10 protein-coding genes are annotated in these 16,388 nt (G+C 75.2%); 5 read left to right on the top strand and 5 right to left on the bottom strand.

Going from position 1 to position 16,388, the window contains the following annotated elements; all coding sequences use genetic code 11:
- Nucleotides 1-4 precede the first annotated feature (4 nt).
- A complete protein-coding gene (locus ACIQUQ_RS12215) occupies nt 5-1,072 on the bottom strand; it encodes an NlpC/P60 family protein (protein WP_403974541.1) in 1,068 nt (355 codons plus the stop codon).
- A 207-nt stretch (nt 1,073-1,279) separates the two neighbouring features.
- Here ACIQUQ_RS12215 and pcrA point away from each other — a divergent pair, with 207 nt between their 5' ends.
- The gene (pcrA, locus tag ACIQUQ_RS12210; protein WP_403974335.1) at nt 1,280-3,853 is read left to right on the top strand and encodes a DNA helicase PcrA; all 2,574 of its coding nucleotides are present in this window, start codon (nt 1,280-1,282) and stop codon (nt 3,851-3,853) included.
- Between the two features lie 78 nt (nt 3,854-3,931).
- Here pcrA and ACIQUQ_RS12205 read toward each other — a convergent pair whose 3' ends face one another.
- Both ACIQUQ_RS12205 and ACIQUQ_RS12200 read right to left on the bottom strand, forming a co-directional pair.
- On the bottom strand, nt 3,932-5,539 hold the full coding sequence (locus ACIQUQ_RS12205; RefSeq protein WP_403974332.1) for a M23 family metallopeptidase: 1,608 nt from the start codon (nt 5,537-5,539) through the stop codon (nt 3,932-3,934).
- 264 nt (nt 5,540-5,803) lie between these two features.
- Nucleotides 5,804-6,619: an esterase/lipase family protein gene (locus ACIQUQ_RS12200; RefSeq protein ID WP_403974329.1), complete on the bottom strand. Its 816-nt coding sequence runs from the start codon at nt 6,617-6,619 to the stop codon at nt 5,804-5,806.
- A 222-nt stretch (nt 6,620-6,841) separates the two neighbouring features.
- Here ACIQUQ_RS12200 and ACIQUQ_RS12195 point away from each other — a divergent pair, with 222 nt between their 5' ends.
- A complete protein-coding gene (locus ACIQUQ_RS12195; RefSeq protein ID WP_403974326.1) occupies nt 6,842-7,255 on the top strand; it encodes a cobalamin B12-binding domain-containing protein in 414 nt (137 codons plus the stop codon).
- A gap of 749 nt (nt 7,256-8,004) precedes the next feature.
- On the opposite strand, the gene ACIQUQ_RS12190 is transcribed toward ACIQUQ_RS12195, so the two are convergent.
- A complete protein-coding gene (locus tag ACIQUQ_RS12190; protein ID WP_403974323.1) occupies nt 8,005-9,579 on the bottom strand; it encodes a DUF5691 domain-containing protein in 1,575 nt (524 codons plus the stop codon).
- Nucleotides 9,580-9,668: 89 nt separating this feature from the next.
- Nucleotides 9,669-11,024 (bottom strand): SWIM zinc finger family protein, encoded by a 1,356-nt coding sequence (locus tag ACIQUQ_RS12185; RefSeq protein WP_403974320.1) that lies wholly within the window; start codon nt 11,022-11,024, stop codon nt 9,669-9,671.
- 124 nt (nt 11,025-11,148) lie between these two features.
- On the opposite strand from ACIQUQ_RS12185, the gene ACIQUQ_RS12180 reads away from it, so the two are divergent.
- The 3 genes from ACIQUQ_RS12180 (at nt 11,149) to ACIQUQ_RS12170 (ending at nt 16,302) form a co-directional block, all read left to right on the top strand.
- Nucleotides 11,149-12,255 carry an AAA family ATPase gene (locus ACIQUQ_RS12180; RefSeq protein WP_403974317.1) on the top strand — a complete coding sequence of 369 codons (1,107 nt, stop codon included), beginning with the start codon at nt 11,149-11,151 and terminating at the stop codon, nt 12,253-12,255.
- Nucleotides 12,252-14,510, top strand: coding sequence for a DUF5682 family protein (locus ACIQUQ_RS12175; protein WP_403974314.1), 2,259 nt, complete (start codon nt 12,252-12,254; stop codon nt 14,508-14,510). Before ACIQUQ_RS12180 ends, ACIQUQ_RS12175 begins: the two co-directional genes overlap by 4 nt.
- A 640-nt stretch (nt 14,511-15,150) precedes the next feature.
- Nucleotides 15,151-16,302 carry a VWA domain-containing protein gene (locus ACIQUQ_RS12170; RefSeq protein ID WP_403974538.1) on the top strand — a complete coding sequence of 384 codons (1,152 nt, stop codon included), beginning with the start codon at nt 15,151-15,153 and terminating at the stop codon, nt 16,300-16,302.
- Nucleotides 16,303-16,388: the final 86 nt, after the last annotated feature.

The raw sequence follows: 16,388 nt of genomic DNA, 5'->3' as shown, positions 1-16,388 counted from the left end.
GCCCTCAGGAGGGCCGGACCCTGCCGTACATCGGCTGGTAGTGGATCGAGTCCTCGCGGATGTACGCGCCGGGGCGCGGCGCGTGGATCATCCGGCCGCCCCCGATGTACAGCCCCACGTGCGAGATGTCGTCGTAGAAGAAGACCAGGTCGCCCGGGACCAGGTCCGCCGTCGCGATCCTGGGTCCCGCCTCGACCTGCTCCCAGGTGGTGCGCGGCAGGTCCACGCCGGCCGCCCGCCAGGCGGCCTGGGTCAGCCCGGAGCAGTCGTACGAGGCCGGGCCGGTCGCCCCCCACACGTACGGCTTGCCCAGCTGCGCCCGCGCGAAGGCCACCGCCCGCGCCCCGCGCGTCGAGGGCGTGGGTGCCGGGGTGCCCGGGTCCCGCCGCTCCCGCTGCGCCTCCGCCTCGCGCCGCGCCGCCGCGCGCTGCGCGTCCGCCCGCCGCCGGGCCTCCTCCGCCCGCTCCAGCTCCGCGAGCCTGGCCCGTTCCTCGGCCGTGAGCCGGGCCAGCAGCCCGCGCGCCGCGGCCAGCTTCGCCTGCACCTCGGCCTTGCGCCGCCGCAGCTCGGTCTGGGAAGCGCTCAGCTCCGCGAGGCGCTCCGCCGCTTCGGCGCGCTCCCGCGAGGCCGCCGCCTGCCGCGCGGCGAGGCCCGCCAGGGCGTCCCGCTCCTCGCCGCCGAGCCGGGCCAGCAGGTGCTGCTGCGCGAAGTACGCCTGTGGGTCGTCGGCCAGCAGCAGCGTGGCCGTGTCGCCCAGGCCGCCGCTGCGGTACCGGGCGGCCGCGAGGCTGCCGAGCCGGCGCCGGGCCTCGTTGAGCCGCTGCGCGTTCCTGGCCACCCGCTCCATCACGGCGTCCGCCGCGGCCCGCTGGGCGTCCGTACGTTCCTTCGCCGCGTCGTAGCGCTGCGTCGCCGCGCCCGCCTGCCGGTACAGTCCGTCCACCTGCCGCCGCACCTCCTCCACCGACGGGCGCGGCCCCGGCACCGCGGGCGCCGCCGCGGCGGTCTGGGCCAGCAGGCCCACCGAGGCGAGGGCGGCGGAGGCGCCGAGGGCGGGGGCGGTCGTGCGCATCGGGGTGCGCGGCTTGCGGTGGGACACGGCCAGCACGTCCTTCCGGGGCGACTTGGCGGAGCACGCTAGCGCCGGGCGGGACGGCTGGGAAGGGTCCGCGCGGAGGGTCACGCACCCGCCCCGCACCGTCACCGTCCGTGTGTGACGCGTCTCCCCTCCCGGAACACGGGCCACGCTGTCGGTGCGGGCCCCTAGACTCGGAAGGCGATGAGCAGCCTCTTTGACGACAGCTTCCTGGCGGACCTGAGCCCCTCCGGCGAGGAGCCCCCGCCGCCCCCCGAGGAATACGGCCCGGAGGAGCCCGCGGACGACCTGTTCGGCGGGAAGTTCGACGTGCCCATGACCGGTGACGCGTACTACCGCGACGGCGCGCCCAAGCCGGTCATCGACCCGGCCGCCCTGCTCGACGGGCTGAACGAAGAGCAGCGCGCCGCCGTGGTGCACGCGGGATCGCCGCTGCTCATCGTGGCCGGAGCCGGCTCCGGCAAGACGCGCGTGCTCACCCACCGGATCGGCCACCTGCTGGCCGCGCGCAACGTCCACCCCGGCCAGATCCTCGCGATCACCTTCACCAACAAGGCCGCCGGTGAGATGAAGGAGCGCGTCGAGGGCCTGGTCGGCCCGCGGGCGAACGCGATGTGGGTGTCCACCTTCCACAGCGCCTGCGTCCGCATCCTGCGCCGCGAGTCCAAGCGGCTCGGCTTCACCTCGTCCTTCTCGATCTACGACGCGGCCGATTCCAAGCGCCTGATGGCCCTGGTCTGCCGCGACCTGGACCTGGACCCGAAGAAGTTCCCGCCGAAGTCCTTCAACGCCAAGATCTCCAACCTCAAGAACGAGCTGATCGACGAGGAAGCCTTCGCCGACCAGGTGGCTGGGGGCACCTCCCAGACGGAGTCCGGGGGAGGGTTCGAGAAGACCCTGGCCCAGGCCTACGCGATGTACCAGGCCCGGCTGCGCGAGGCCAACGCCCTCGACTTCGACGACATCATCATGACCACGGTCCACCTCCTCCAGGCCTTCCCGGACGTGGCCGAGCACTACCGCCGCCGCTTCCGGCACGTCCTGGTGGACGAGTACCAGGACACCAACCACGCCCAGTACACACTCGTACGCGAACTGGTCGGCGCCGGCTACGACGACCTGCCCCCGGCCGAGCTGTGCGTGGTGGGTGACGCGGACCAGTCCATCTACGCCTTCCGCGGCGCGACCATCCGCAACATCCTCCAGTTCGAGGAGGACTACCCCGAGGCCACGACGATCCTGCTGGAGCAGAACTACCGCTCCACCCAGACGATCCTCTCCGCGGCCAACGCCGTCATCGAGCGGAACGAGAACCGCCGCCCGAAGAACCTGTGGACCGACGCCGGCACCGGCGCGAACATCACGGGGTACGTCGCGGACACCGAGCACGACGAGGCGCAGTTCGTCGCGGACGAGATCGACCGCCTCACGGACGCGGGCCACGCGAAGGCCGGCGACGTGGCGGTCTTCTACCGCACCAACGCCCAGTCCCGGGTGTTCGAGGAGATCTTCATCCGGGTCGGGCTGCCGTACAAGGTCGTCGGCGGCGTGCGCTTCTACGAGCGCAAGGAGGTCCGGGACATCCTGGCCTACCTGCGGGTCCTCGCGAACCCCGAGGACAACGTCCCGCTCCGCCGGATCCTGAACGTCCCCAAGCGCGGCATCGGCGAGCGCGCCGAGGCGATGATCGACGCCCTCGCCCACCGCGAGCGGATCACCTTCCCGCAGGCCCTGCGGCGCGTGGACGAGGCGTACGGCATGGCCGCGCGCTCGGCCAACGCCGTCAAGCGCTTCAACGTGCTGATGGAGGAGCTGCGCACCATCGTCGAGTCCGGTGCGGGCCCGGCCACGGTGCTGGAGGCGGTCCTGGAGCGTACGGGCTACCTCGCCGAGCTGCAGGCCTCCACCGACCCGCAGGACGAGACCCGGATCGAGAACCTCCAGGAACTCGCGGCCGTGGCGCTGGAGTTCGAGCAGGAGCGCGGGGCGGCCGCGGAGGCGGCGGACGGCGCTCAGGGCGCGGACGGCGCCGCGGGCGGCGCTGCTGCAGGCGGTGCGGCGGCCGGTGCGGCCACCGGGACCCTGGCCGAGTTCCTGGAGCAGGTGGCCCTGGTCGCCGACTCCGACCAGATCCCCGACGAGGACGAGGAGGGCAGCGGCGTCATCACGCTGATGACGCTGCACACCGCCAAGGGCCTCGAGTTCCCCGTGGTGTTTCTGACCGGCATGGAGGACGGCGTCTTCCCGCACATGCGGGCCCTCGGCCAGGTCAAGGAGCTGGAGGAGGAGCGGCGGCTGGCGTACGTCGGCATCACGCGCGCCCGCGAGCGGCTGTACCTCACGCGCTCGTCGATGCGCAGCGCGTGGGGCACGCCCTCGTACAACCCGCCCTCGCGCTTCCTGGAGGAGATCCCGGAGAAGTACCTGGAGTGGAAGCGCACCGGCGCGCAGAAGCCCGCCGGTCCCGTGTCGGGGCTGGGCTCGCGCGGCGGCCGGGCTTCCTTCGGGACCTCGCCGGAGGCCTTCCTGTCCACCTCGCGGACCAAGGCCGGGCCCTCCGGCTTCGCCACGCGCCGGGCCGCCGACAAGCCGGTGATCTCGCTGTCGGTGGGGGACCGGGTCACCCACGACCAGTTCGGGCTGGGGACCGTCATGGAGGTCAAGGGGGTGGGCGCGGACGCGCAGGCCACCATCGACTTCGGGGACGCCAAGCCCAAGCGGCTGCTGCTGCGGTACGCGCCGGTGCAGAAGCTCTGACGCGCAGGACGCGAAAAAGGGGGAGGGCCCGGGCTGGGAAGCCCGGGCCCTCCCCCTTTTCGAGGTCGGTGGTCCGTCCTACGTCGGGTCGAGGCCGTGGCTGCGGAGCCACGTCAGCGGGTTGATCGAGGCGCCGCCGCCCGGACGCACCTCGAAGTGGAGGTGCGGGCCGGTGGAGTTGCCGGAGTTGCCCGAGTACGCGATGACGTCGCCGGCCTTGACGGTGCCGGACCGGAAGCGCGTGCTGCTCAGGTGGCAGTACCAGGTCTCGGTGCCGTCGGGGGCGGTGACTATGGCCATGTTCCCGTAGGCGCTGTTCCACTGGGTGCGCACGGTGCCGTCGGTGGCGGCCATGACCGGCGTGCCGTAGGAGACCGGGAAGTCGATTCCGGTGTGCAGCGACATCCAGTTGACGCCGGACTGGCCGTACATGGCGCTCAGGCCGTGACGGGCCACCGGGAGCGCGAACTTGGGACGCAGCGCCTCCTTGCGGGCCGCCTCCTCCGCGCGCTTCTTGCGCTCCTGCTCCGCGCGTTCACGCAGGTCGATACGTTCCTGTGTGCGGCTCGCGCGGTCCGCGAAGTCACCCGCGTCGGCGCTGAGCGCGGCGAGCTGGGTGTCGAGCTTGCTGTTGGCGGCGACGGGCTTGACCGAGGCCGGGTCGGGAGCGGAGAGGGTCTTGGTCTCCTCGACGGGGGCCTGGCCCGTCAGTCCGCCGACCGAGGCGGCGGCGACGCCGGCCACGCCCATGACGCAGGCCGAGGGCACGGCGACGGTCAGCAGCGCGGAGCGCTTGGCGGGGGTGCGGCGGCGGCCGCGGCTGCCGCTCTGGGCGGCGGCCGCGCGGCGGGCGGCGCGGGGCGCGGGGGTGACGGTCTCGGGGATGGTGTCCGCGGCCTCGGGGGCCGGGTCCTCCGCCTCGAAGTCGAAGTCCAGCTCGATCTCGCCGACCATCGTGGCGGCGGCAGCGAAGGCGACCTGGTCGGCGGACGGGCCCTCGACCGCGGGGCCCTCGGACTCCGGGGCGGGCGGTGCGGCCGGCGTCGGCTCGGAGTACTCGGAGTACGTGGAGAGGTCGACGTAGGTCTGCGTGGCGTCGTACTGCTGGGCGGGCTGGTGCTCCGGATACTGCTGCTGCGCGTACGGGTCGGCCGAGGTGTCGTAGGCCGTCGCGGTCGCGTCGTAGGCGGCCGTCGTCGTGTCGTAAGCGGGCTCGTAGCCGCCGTTCCAGGCGGTGGCGTCGTACGTGCCGGTCTCGGAGCCCGGCGTCGCCCAGTGGCCGGAGTGCTGGCCCGAGGGGTCGTACGCGAACGGTTCGGGCTGCTGCTGGTGCGCGGTCTGCCAGGCGTTCGCGTCCCACTGGCCGGTGGTGTCGTCCGGGGTCAGCTGGGCCGGGATGGCGCCGAGGTAGCTCTCCTGCGAGGTCCAGGCGGTGGCGTCGTAGTGGCCCGACTGCCCGGCGTCGTAGCCGGTCGCGTAGGCCGTGTCCTGGGTGCCGTAGGCCTCGTGCGGCTGCTGTGCGCCGTACGCCCCGTAGGGGTCGTACTCGTACGAGGGGTAGGCCGCCTGCTGCGTTCCGTAGCCGCTGTCGAGGGACCCGAAGAGCGGGTCACCGGCGAAGGTGCTGGTGGAAAGGCCGTCGTACCCGGCATGCGGGTAGTGGCCCGACGATGGGCGGTCGTTCACCAACTTCTCTTTCGCCTCGGCGGTGGGGGCCTGGGTGGCCGGGGAGGTGAGAGGTTCCCCGGAGGAGAGCAGTGGCGTGACTGTACCCGGCGGTTACAGGCGTCGACAATCTTCGGCAGGTTTTGGGCATTCAGGAACCGGGCATTCAGCCGCCTTTCGGCCGACCCGAAGCCGAGGCTTGCCCTGAGGTTCGAATCGCGTTCGAACGATTTTCGCTGGGTGTTGGCCGAAAAGAGCCGGATGGTCCCGGGTGTGCGGGGGGAATCAGGCGACCGAGAACGAACCGGACGCCGGGCCCGACTCCAGGAGCGTCCCGGGCGCGTCGCCGGAGAGGATCCGGCGGACGTGCGCCGCCACGGCGGGGTGTGCCGGCAGCGCGAGGTGTCCGATGCCGGTGACCCGGATGTTCTCGGTGATCAGGTCGGGGTGGTCGAGGCGGGCGGCCGTCACCGGCACCATCAACTGGTCCAGATCCGTCCAGAAGCAGGCGAACCGGGTCCGGCAGCCGGGGGCCGGGGCTGCAAGCTCCGTGAGGACCGGTGAGTCCGGGCGCATCTGACGCACCAGCGGGTGGGCGTCCATCAGGGGCGCGATCCGGGTGCCGTGGTGCGGCGTGCCCAGGGTGACCACCGTGCGGACCCGGGCGTCGCCGCCGAGCCGCTGGACGTAGTACCGCGCGACCAGGCCGCCGAGGCTGTGGCCGACCAGGTCCACGCGGTCCTGCCCGGTGTGGGCGAGCACCTCCTCGACCTGCCGGGCCAGCCGGCGGGCGGCGGCGCGGAGGTCGGTGGTGAGCGGGGAGTAGTTCAGCGCCTCGACGTGGTGGCGGCCGCCCTCCGCGAGGATGCGACGCAGCAGGAGGAAGACGGAGCGGTTGTCCGTGAAGCCGTGCAGCAGGATCACCGGCGGGCGCGGCGCGCCGCGCAGCGGAACCTCGTCCGGGTGCGGGGGCCTGGGTGCGGCGGGTCGGCGCTCCGCGAGCACGCCCGTGGGGTACACCAGCAGGTGGGCGGTGAGGATGGCCAGTTCCAGCACGGTGGCGCGGAGTGCGGTCGTCGGCAGCTTGTGTGACAGGCCCATGGCCGTCCTCCCGAAATGATCTCCGGAGTTCGGCATCGGCATGCCACGCCACCGCGCCGCGCGGCTGACGGCACGGTGGCGTGGCGACCTCGTCGCGGCTCCCCTTGCGATCGTGTCCCACCGTGTGATTTCCCCCTCGGGGAGTGCCGCGAAACGGTGGCGTGCGGGATGCTGTCCTTAACGTTCGTTTACTTCGACAGCGCAGTCGGCATGGAGGCAGTGATGGGTGTGACCGGTCCGATCCGTGTGGTGGTGGCCAAGCCGGGTCTCGACGGCCACGACCGCGGCGCGAAGGTGATCGCCCGTGCGCTCCGTGACGCGGGCATGGAGGTCATCTACACGGGCCTCCACCAGACCCCCGAGCAGATCGTCGACACCGCGATCCAGGAGGACGCGGACGCGATCGGCCTGTCGATCCTGTCCGGGGCGCACAACACGCTCTTCGTGAAGGTGATCGACCTACTGAAGGAGCGCGACGCGGAGGACATCCTGGTCTTCGGCGGCGGCATCATCCCGGAGGACGACATCCCGCCGCTGAAGGCGAAGGGCGTGGCCGAGATCTTCACGCCGGGCGCCACCACGACGTCGATCGTCGACTGGGTCCGCGCGAACGTCCGCCACCCGGCCGAGGCGTAACCCCTCCGGGACGGGTGCGGGACCACACGGGTCCTGGGCCGCGGGGCCGTTGCCGGGGGCGGGGGCCAGGGGCCGGGAATGATGCGCACCCGGTGGGGAGTCGGGCCCACTTCCGGCGTTGAAGGCTGCGGTGGTGCGCTGGGGGCGGCGGCGGAACGCTTTTCGGCCGAGGGGTGACTCCACGCGCGCATGCTCGGGGTGTCTGCGAGGGCTTCCGGCTCGCCTTCGACCACGGTGACTCCACGCGCGCATGCCCGGGGTCGTCCCGGAACGTGACGAGTTCGCCGAGTGCGGAGCCGCCCTGGTGGGCGGAACCTGCCGGCGGTCGCCGACAGCTCGGTGCGCCTCTGCCGCCGTGGGGCTCCTGCCCCCCGCGGTGCCGGGCCGCGTACGTTCGGCACCGGGCCGCGTACGTTCCGGCGCTGGGCCGCGTACGTTCCGGCACCGGGCCACACCAGGCCGCACCGGGCCGCCTCGTGGTGCGTGGGTCCCCTCGCCCCTTGACCCGTCGTGGCCTGCAGGCCCTGAGGCAGGCCCACCCCTGGGGCAAGGGGGCTTCGCCCCTGGCCTTCGGCCACCCCAGGCCCGGGCCTGCCTCCGGACCAGCCTGCCACGACGCCTCAAGGGGCTCCCCCACGCACCACGAGGCGGCGGCGATCACGACGTCGGCCGGGACTGTCGCCGGGCCACGGCCGCGCCCCGCCGGGCCCGGCCGGGGTCAGGAAGTCGACCAGCATCGTGGCGCGGAGTCAGGAGAGTTCGGTCAGCATCGTGGCGCGGAGCCGCAGGGTCGAGACGAGGCGCTGGAAGGCCTCGGTCCAGTAGCCGCCGGCGCCGGGGGCCGTGTCGGCCGGCTCCTCCGGAGCCGCCGTCAGCGCCTCCAGGCGCACCGCCTCCGCGGGGTCCAGGCAGCGCTCCGCCAGGCCCATCACCCCGCTGAAGCTCCACGGGTAACTCCCCGCGTCCCGCGCGATGTCCAGCGCGTCCACCACCGCCCGGCCCAGCGGCGGGGCCCACGGCACCGCGCACACCCCCAGCAGCTGGAACGCCTCCGACAGCCCGTGGGCCGCCACGAACCCGGCCACCCACCCGGCGCGTTCCCCGCCCGGCAGCGCCTCCAGCAGCTTCGCCCGCTCGGCCAGCGACGCGGTGCCGGGACCGGCCGCGGGCGGCGCCGCGGGGGAGCCCAGCAGCGCCCGGGACCAGTCGGCGTCCCGCTGCCGTACCGCGGCCCGGCACCACGCCGCGTGCACGTCCTCCGCCCAGCCGTCGGCTATCGGCAGCGCCACGATCTCCGCCGGGCCCAGCCCCCCGAACCGCTCGCGCCAGCAGTCCAGCGGCGCCGCCTCGACCACCTGCCCCAGCCACCAGGACCGCTCCCCGCGCCCCGCCGGGGGACGCTCCACCACGCCGTCCTTGCGCATCCCCGCATCGCACTCCGTCGGCGCCGACACCCCCTCGGGCCCCACACAGGCCAGCGCCCGCTCCGCCATCCGCGCGGCCAGCGCCGACCGCGGCAGCGCGGACAGCAGCTCCGCGGCCGTGGCCCGGACGTTCCGGCTGCGGTCGCCCAACGCCCGCTCGAGGAAGGGCTCGTCCGCATCCGAGAGACCCGCTCGCAGCGAGTCCAGGAACATCAGCCGGTCCTCGGCCCGCTCGGCCCCCCACGTCGTCTCCAGCAGCTCCCGCGCCGCCGCCGCGTCGGACCCCCGTACCGACGCCAGCAGCGCCACGCGCTCCGCGAACAGCCCCTCCTCCCACAGCCGCGCCACCGCCGCCGTGTCCGACGGCTCCGGCAGCCCGGTGCCGCCCGCCCCGCTGCGCAGCGCGAACCGCCAGTCGGAGTTCAGCCGGGCCAGCCACCGCCCCCGCGCGCCCGCCAGCTCCAGCGCCGCCGGCCGCAGGTCCGTACGGGCCCGCGCCGCGTCCAGCAGTGCCGGCAGCAGCGCGGCGGGGGCCTGGTAGCCCCGCGCGTTCGCCGTCGCGAGCCACTGCGGCAGCAGCTCCGTCAGGTCCGGCAGCGTCCCCCGCCCGGAACCGCCCCCGCCCGTCCGGCCCGCCAGCAGCTGCCCCAGCCGCCGTCGCGCGGCCTCCGGCAGTTCCGGCCGCGGATCCTCCGCCGCGGGCTCCGGGCGCGGCCGCGCCGGCGCAGGCCGCAGCCCCGCCCTGCGCCGCACCGTCTGCAGGGCCGCCGCGTCCAGCAGCCCCTCGGGCGAGCCCCCGCCGGCCCCCTCGCGCCTCCGCTCGGTGCCCAGCAGCGCCGCGGTGACCAGGCCCTCCCAGTCCGTCGCCCGCCATCCGTCCACGACCGCGTCCGCCGCCATCGCGTCCTCCCCTCGTCGTCCCTGCGTATCCGTCCGCCCCCGGCCCCGCCCCGGTCCGGCCCCCTCCTCCGGGCCGGGGCGGGAGCCCCTCACACCAGAGCCACGGCCTCGGCCGAACCCGGCGTCCACGCCGTGAGCGGTGTGAAGCCCTGGTGCCCGCATTCGCCGAACACCGTCAGCGGCCCGCCCCCCGACAGCGCCGCCAGCTGCCACTGCCCGGTCCGCGAGCGCACGTCCCGGCTCAGCGGCAGGGCCGACTCCCCGTCCCCGTCAGCCAGTTGCCAGGCCGGCTCGCCCGGCACGGGTACCACCCCCGCCAGCACCACCGGCCAGGAGTCCAGCCACGGGTCCTCGCGCAGCGCCGCGCCGTACAGGTCGAGCGCCGCCCCCGTGCTCACCCCCGGCGGCGCCCCCGCACCCACCACCGGCGGGCCGGACCGCTCGCCCAGGTCCACCCGGAGCTGCCCCGCCCCCGCGTGGTACGTCGCCTCCGCGTCCAGCACCAGCCCCACGGGCAGCGACAGCTGCGGCGGCCGGCCCGCCGGGCCGAAGTCCAGCACCATCGCGGCCCGGCCGGAAGCCACCCCCCGCAGCCACACGCGCCGCGTGGTCAGCCGCCCGTCCGGCGAGACCGAGTCGTACTGGGACAGCACCTGCCACCGGTCCCGCACCACGGGGCCCGTCGCGGCCCCCGGCAGCCCCACGCGCGTCCGCACCGTGGCCGCCAGCGGCTCCGGCAGCGCGGACACGCCCGTCCAGGCCCGGTCCAGCAGGTGCAGCAGCGCGCACTCCTCCAGCATCCGCACCGGCCAGCCCGGCCCGGACGCCGGCAGCGTGCCCAACTCCCGCACCCGTGCCGCCAGCCCGGGAGCCTGCGCGTCCACCATGCGGGCGGCCGTCTCCTCCCACAGCGCGTACCCCGCCCGCTCCTGGCCGGCCAGGCCGCCCCGCAGCAGGTCGGCGAGCCGCTGCTCCAGCTCCGCGACGCCCGCCCCGATCCGCTCCGCGCGCCGCTCGGCCCGTCGCCTGGCCGCCTCCGGATCGGCCGGCCCGTCCCCCGTGCCGCCCTCCTTCCGCTTCGCCGCCCGGTCCGCCCGCTCCGCGCGCGCCCCGAGCCACTCGCCCGCCCAGTCCGGCGCCTCCTCCGTCTCCGGCACGGCGTCCGCGTCCGCCGCCCAGAGCAGCAGCAGCCCGATCGCGTGCTTGCACGGGAACTTCCGGCTCGGGCACGAGCACGAGTACGCGGGCCCGGTGAGGTCCACCACCGTGCGGTACGGCCTGCTGCCGCTGCCCTTGCACTGCCCCCATACGGCACCGGAAGCGGAACCTCCGGTCTCCGACCACGGCCCCGCTCCGCCGAGCTTGCTTCCCGCCTTGCGCGACGCCTCGTCAGGAGCCAGAGACAGCACCTGTTCCGACGTCCAGCGCACCCCCTGCTGAGTCATGCCAACGACCGTAGGCCCGGCCACTGACAATCGCCCTGACCTGCAACGACGCCTGGAAGGAAGGGTGTTGTCAGTGGGGTGGTGCACCGTGGAAACCACACGGCACGACTTGGAGGGGGACGCCATGACCAAGCCCGAGAACAGCACCGGCGCACAGGCGCTGCGACCGCACGCCGAGGACGCCTTCGCGGCGGAACTGAAGGCCCTCGCGGCCGCCGACGACCGGCCCCGGCCGGCCCGCTGGAAGCTCTCCCCGTGGGCCGTCGCCACGTACCTGCTCGGCGGCACGCTGCCCGACGGCACCGTCATCACGCCCAAGTACGTCGGACCGCGCCGCACCGTCGAGGTCGCCGTCACCACCCTCGCCACCGACCGGGCCCTGCTGCTCCTCGGTGTGCCGGGCACTGCCAAGACCTGGGTCTCGGAACACCTCGCGGCCGCCGTCAGCGGCGACTCCACCCTGCTCGTCCAGGGCACCGCGGGCACCCCCGAGGAGGCCATCAGGTACGGCTGGAACTACGCCAGGCTCCTCGCCCACGGCCCCAGCCGCGAGGCACTCGTGCCCAGCCCCGTCATGCGGGCCATGGCCGAGGGCATGACCGCGCGCGTCGAGGAGCTGACCCGTATCCCCGCCGACGTCCAGGACACGCTCATCACCGTCCTGTCCGAGAAGACCCTGCCCATCCCCGAACTCGGCGAAGAGGTGCAGGCCGTAAGCGGGTTCAACCTCATCGCCACCGCCAACGACCGCGACCGCGGGGTCAACGAGCTGTCCAGCGCGCTGCGCCGCCGCTTCAACACGGTCGTGCTCCCGCTGCCCGCCACCCCCGAGGCCGAGGTCGACATCGTCGCCCGCCGGGTGGACCAGATGGGGCGCTCGCTCGACCTCCCCACGGGGCCCGACGGCATCGACGAGATCCGGCGCGTCGTCACCGTCTTCCGCGAGCTGCGGGACGGCGTCACCGCCGACGGCCGCACCAAGGTCAAGACCCCCAGCGGCACCCTGTCCACCGCCGAGGCGATCTCCGTCGTCACCAACGGCCTGGCCCTGGCCGCGCACTTCGGGGACGGCGTGCTGCGCCCCTCGGACGTGGCCGCCGGCATCCTCGGCGCCGTCGTCCGCGACCCGGCGGCCGACAAGGTCGTCTGGCAGGAGTACCTGGAGGCGGTCGTCCGCGAGCGCGAGGGCTGGAAGGACTTCTACCGCGCCTGCCGGGAGGTGACCGTATGACCGGGCCCGCCCTGCTGGGGGTGCGGCACCACGGTCCCGGCTCGGCCCGGGCGGTGCGGGCCGCGCTGGACGCCGTACGGCCCTCGGCCGTGCTCATCGAGGGTCCGCCCGAGGCCGACGACCTGCTGCCGCTGGCCGCCGACCCCGGGATGCGGCCGCCCGTCGCGCTGCTCGCCCACGTCGTGGACGACCCCGCCCGGGCCGCGTTCTGGCCGCTGGCCGAGTTCTCGCCCGAGTGGGTCGCCATCCGCTGGGCCCTGGACGCCGGCGTGCCGGTCCGCTTCATCGACCTGCCCGCCGCCCACACGCTGGCCGCCGGGCCGGACGGGGGCGCTGCCCCTGACCCGGAGGAGGCGGAGGCCGAGGGGGCCGCGCTGCGGCTGGACCCGCTCGCCGTGCTCGCCGACGCCGCCGGTTACGACGACCCCGAGCGCTGGTGGGAGGACGCCGTCGAGCACCGCACCGGCGCCGGGCTCGCCGCCTTCGAGGCCGTGGGCGACGCCATGGCCGCCCTGCGCGAGGAGTACGGCCACGGCGGCGACCGGCGCGACCTGGTCCGCGAGGCGTACATGCGCCAGCGGATGCGGGCCGCCCGCCGTGAGTTCGGCGACGACTACGCCGTCGTCTGCGGCGCCTGGCACGTCCCCGCGCTGCGCGCGAAGACCACGGCCACGGCCGACCGGGCGCTGCTCACCGGGCTGCCCAAGGCGAAGGTCGAGCTGGCCTGGGTGCCGTGGACGCACCGCAGGCTCGCCCGGTCCTCCGGGTACGGCGCGGGGATCGCCTCCCCGGGCTGGTACGGACACCTCTTCGCGGCACCGGACCGGCCGGTGGAGCGCTGGCTGACGAAGGTCGCGGGGCTGTTGCGGGCGGAGGACAGGCAGGTCTCCTCGGCGCACGTCATCGAGGCGGTGCGGCTCGCCGGGACGCTGGCCGCCGTGCGGGACCGGCCGCTGCCGGGGCTCTCCGAGACCATGGACGCGGTGCGCGCGGTGATGTGCGAGGGCTCGGACGTGCCGCTCGCGCTGATCGAGGACCGGCTGGTCGTCGGCGACGCGCTGGGCGAGGTCCCGGACAGCGCGCCCGTGGTGCCCCTCCAGCGGGACCTGACCAAGCGGCAGCGGACGCTGCGGCTCAAGCCCGAGGCGCGCGACCGTGAGCTGGAGCTGGACCTCCGCGGCGAGACCGACACGGCCCGCAGCCTCCTCCTGCACCGGCTCCGGCTGCTGGGCGTCCACTGGGGCGAGCCGACGGCCTCGCGGGGCAGCACGGGCACGTTCCGGGAGACCTGGCGGCTGCGCTGGGAGCCCGAGCTGTCGGTGCGGGTGGCGGAGGCCGGCATCTGGGGCACCACCGTGCAGGCCGCCGCCGTGGCCAGGGCCGAGGCGGACGCGACCGCGGCGAAGGAGCTGGGCGAGGTCACCGCCCTCGCGGAGCGGTGCCTGCTGGCCGGGCTCGGCGAGGCACTGCCGGCCGTCCTGCGGACCCTCGCGGACCTCGCCGCGCTCGACACCGACGTGGCGGGGCTCGCCAAGGCGCTGCCGGCGCTGGCCCGTTCCCTCAGATACGGCGACGTACGGGGCACCGACACGGCGGCGCTGGGCACGGTCGCCGCGGGTCTCGCCGAGCGCATCTGCGTGGCGCTGCCCCCGGCCTGTGCGGCCGGCCTGGACGCCGACGCGGCGGAGGCGCTGCGGGGACACGTGGACGCCGTGCACGGCGCGGTGGCCCTGCTGGAGGCCGAGGGGCTTCGGGAGCGGTGGGCCGCCGTGCTGAAGGGGCTCGCCGGGCGGGACGCGATACCCGGGGTGATCCGCGGCCGGGCGGCGCGGCTGCTGCTGGACGAGGGGCGGCTGGAGCCGGAGGAGACGGCCCGGCTGATGGGCCTGGCACTCTCCCCGGCCACGCCGCCGGCCGACGCCGCGGGCTGGATCGAGGGCTTCGCCGGCGGCGCGGCGGGCGGCGGCACGCTGCTGGTCCACGACGAGCGGCTGCTGGGCCTGGTCGACGCGTGGCTGACCTCCGTGCCGGCGGGCGCGTTCACCGACGTACTGCCGCTGCTGCGGCGGACGTTCGGCGCGTACGAGCCGGGGGTGCGGCGCACCCTGGGCGAACTGCTGCGCCGCGGCCCGGGCGCGGCTCCGGCCGCCACCGGAGCGGGGGCCGAGGGCTTCGCCGCCGAGCTCGACCAGGCCCGCGCCGACGCGGTGGTCCCGCTGATCACGCTGCTGCTGGGGGCGGGCGCCGCGGCCTGAGGCGGGGCTCCCGGGGCCGGGCGGGTGTGGCCGGGGCCGCCCGGCGGGTGCGGGCGACGGGGACGGGGACGGGGCCGGACGGTCCGCCGGGGCGGGCGGGCCGCCGCCCCGGTGCCGGGGAGCGGAGCTCAGGGGCGCCGGACCTGGCGCGGCTGCCTCCGCAACAGCCGGCGGAACACGAGCACGAACGCGAAACACGCGACGAACACGACGCAGGACGGCGCACGGAGGACGTGCGGACGACCCAGAGGGGGACGAGCGGATGAAGCACGCCGAGAACCACGCGGGCTTGTGGAGCGAACTGCCGACGGTGAACCCGGTGGGCGCGGGCGCGGCCACGGCCGGGGCGGGCACCCCGGGGTTCGCGGGTCCGGTGGCCGGCCAGGCGGGGGCGGCCGACGCCGGGGACGCGCCGGCGGGCGGGGCCGTGTCGGCCCTGCCGGGGTCCGGGGGGACGGGTGTGCTGCCGGACGAGGCGGAGAGACCGCCCGTCGGCGGCACCGGCGGCACCGGTGGCACCGGTCGATCCGCCCCGGCTCCGGGTGCCGGTTCCGCCGGGAGTGTGGACGCGCCCAGGGGTGCCGGTTCCGCCGGGGGTGCGGACCGGTCCGGCGGTGCAGGTGCCGACGGGGGTGCCGGCGTGCCCGGTGGTGGCGATGCCGCCGGGGAGCGGTTGCGGCGGTGGCGGCTCGTGCTCGGCGGGGAGGGCGGGGACGGGACCGGGTACCGGCTGGACGGGCGGGACGCCGGGATGGACGCGGCGCTGAGCGCCCTCTACGGCGGTGGCGGCGGGCGGAAGCGGGCCGGCGAGCGCTCGGCCGGGCTCGGGGGGTCCGCGCCGTCCGTGGCCCGCTGGCTCGGGGACATCCGTACGTACTTCCCCGCCTCGGTCGTCCAGGTGATGCAGCGCGACGCCATCGACCGCCTCGGCCTGTCCACCCTGCTCCTGGAGCCGGAGATGCTGGAGGCCGTCGAGGCGGACGTCCACCTCGTCGGCACGCTGCTCTCCCTCAACAAGGCGATGCCGGAGACCACCAGGGAAACGGCGCGGGCGGTGGTCCGCAAGGTGGTCGAGCAGCTGGAGAAGCGCCTGGCCACCCGCACCCGCGCCACCCTGACCGGCGCGCTCGACCGGTCCGCCCGGGTCAGCAGGCCCCGCCACCGGGACATCGACTGGGACCGCACCATCCGGGCGAACCTCAAGAACTACCTGCCCGAGCACGGCACCGTCGTGCCCGAGCGGCTGGTCGGGTACGGCCGGGCGTCGCAGTCGGTGAAGAAGGACGTGATCCTCTGCATCGACCAGTCCGGCTCGATGGCCGCGTCCGTCGTGTACGCGTCCGTCTTCGGCGCGGTGCTCGCCTCCATGCGGTCGATCGCCACCCGGCTCGTCGTCTTCGACACCGCGGTGGTGGACCTGACCGACCAGCTCGACGACCCGGTGGACGTCCTCTTCGGCACCCAGCTCGGCGGCGGCACCGACATCAACCGCGCCCTCGCCTACTGCCAGTCGAAGATCACCCGGCCCGCCGACACCGTCGTCGTCCTCATCAGCGACCTCTACGAGGGCGGGATACGCAACGAGATGCTCAAACGCGTCGCCGCGATGAAGGCCGCCGGCACGCAGTTCGTCACGCTGCTGGCCCTGTCCGACGAGGGCGCGCCCGCCTACGACCACGAGCACGCGGCGGCGCTGGCCGCCCTCGGCGCTCCCGCCTTCGCCTGCACGCCCGACCTGTTCCCGGAGGTGATGGCCGCCGCGATCGAGAAGCGGCCGCTGCCCGTTCCGTGACGGGCCGCTGCCCGATTCCGTGACGGGCCGTGCGCGCCGGTTCGCCGGGTGTGTTGCCGGGGGAGCGGCGGGCGCGGGGGCGGGCG

Origin of the sequence: Streptomyces sp. NPDC101118 (assembly GCF_044759445.1) — a bacterium.
Taxonomy (GTDB): Bacteria; Actinomycetota; Actinomycetes; order Streptomycetales; family Streptomycetaceae; genus Streptomyces.
The sequence above is the reverse complement of the archived record's forward strand: the minus strand, read 5'-3'. Positions and strand labels throughout refer to the sequence as shown.

Coding starts and splice junctions, on each gene's coding strand:
- ACIQUQ_RS12175 (WP_403974314.1), top strand. CDS start 12,252: ATGACCGGGCCCGCCCTGCTGGGGGTGCGGCACCACGGTCCCGGCTCG.
- ACIQUQ_RS12195 (WP_403974326.1), top strand. CDS start 6,842: ATGGGTGTGACCGGTCCGATCCGTGTGGTGGTGGCCAAGCCGGGTCTC.
- ACIQUQ_RS12200 (WP_403974329.1), bottom strand. CDS start 6,619: ATGGGCCTGTCACACAAGCTGCCGACGACCGCACTCCGCGCCACCGTG.
- ACIQUQ_RS12215 (WP_403974541.1), bottom strand. CDS start 1,072: ATGCGCACGACCGCCCCCGCCCTCGGCGCCTCCGCCGCCCTCGCCTCG.
- ACIQUQ_RS12180 (WP_403974317.1), top strand. CDS start 11,149: ATGACCAAGCCCGAGAACAGCACCGGCGCACAGGCGCTGCGACCGCAC.
- ACIQUQ_RS12190 (WP_403974323.1), bottom strand. CDS start 9,579: ATGGCGGCGGACGCGGTCGTGGACGGATGGCGGGCGACGGACTGGGAG.
- ACIQUQ_RS12185 (WP_403974320.1), bottom strand. CDS start 11,024: ATGACTCAGCAGGGGGTGCGCTGGACGTCGGAACAGGTGCTGTCTCTG.
- pcrA (WP_403974335.1), top strand. CDS start 1,280: ATGAGCAGCCTCTTTGACGACAGCTTCCTGGCGGACCTGAGCCCCTCC.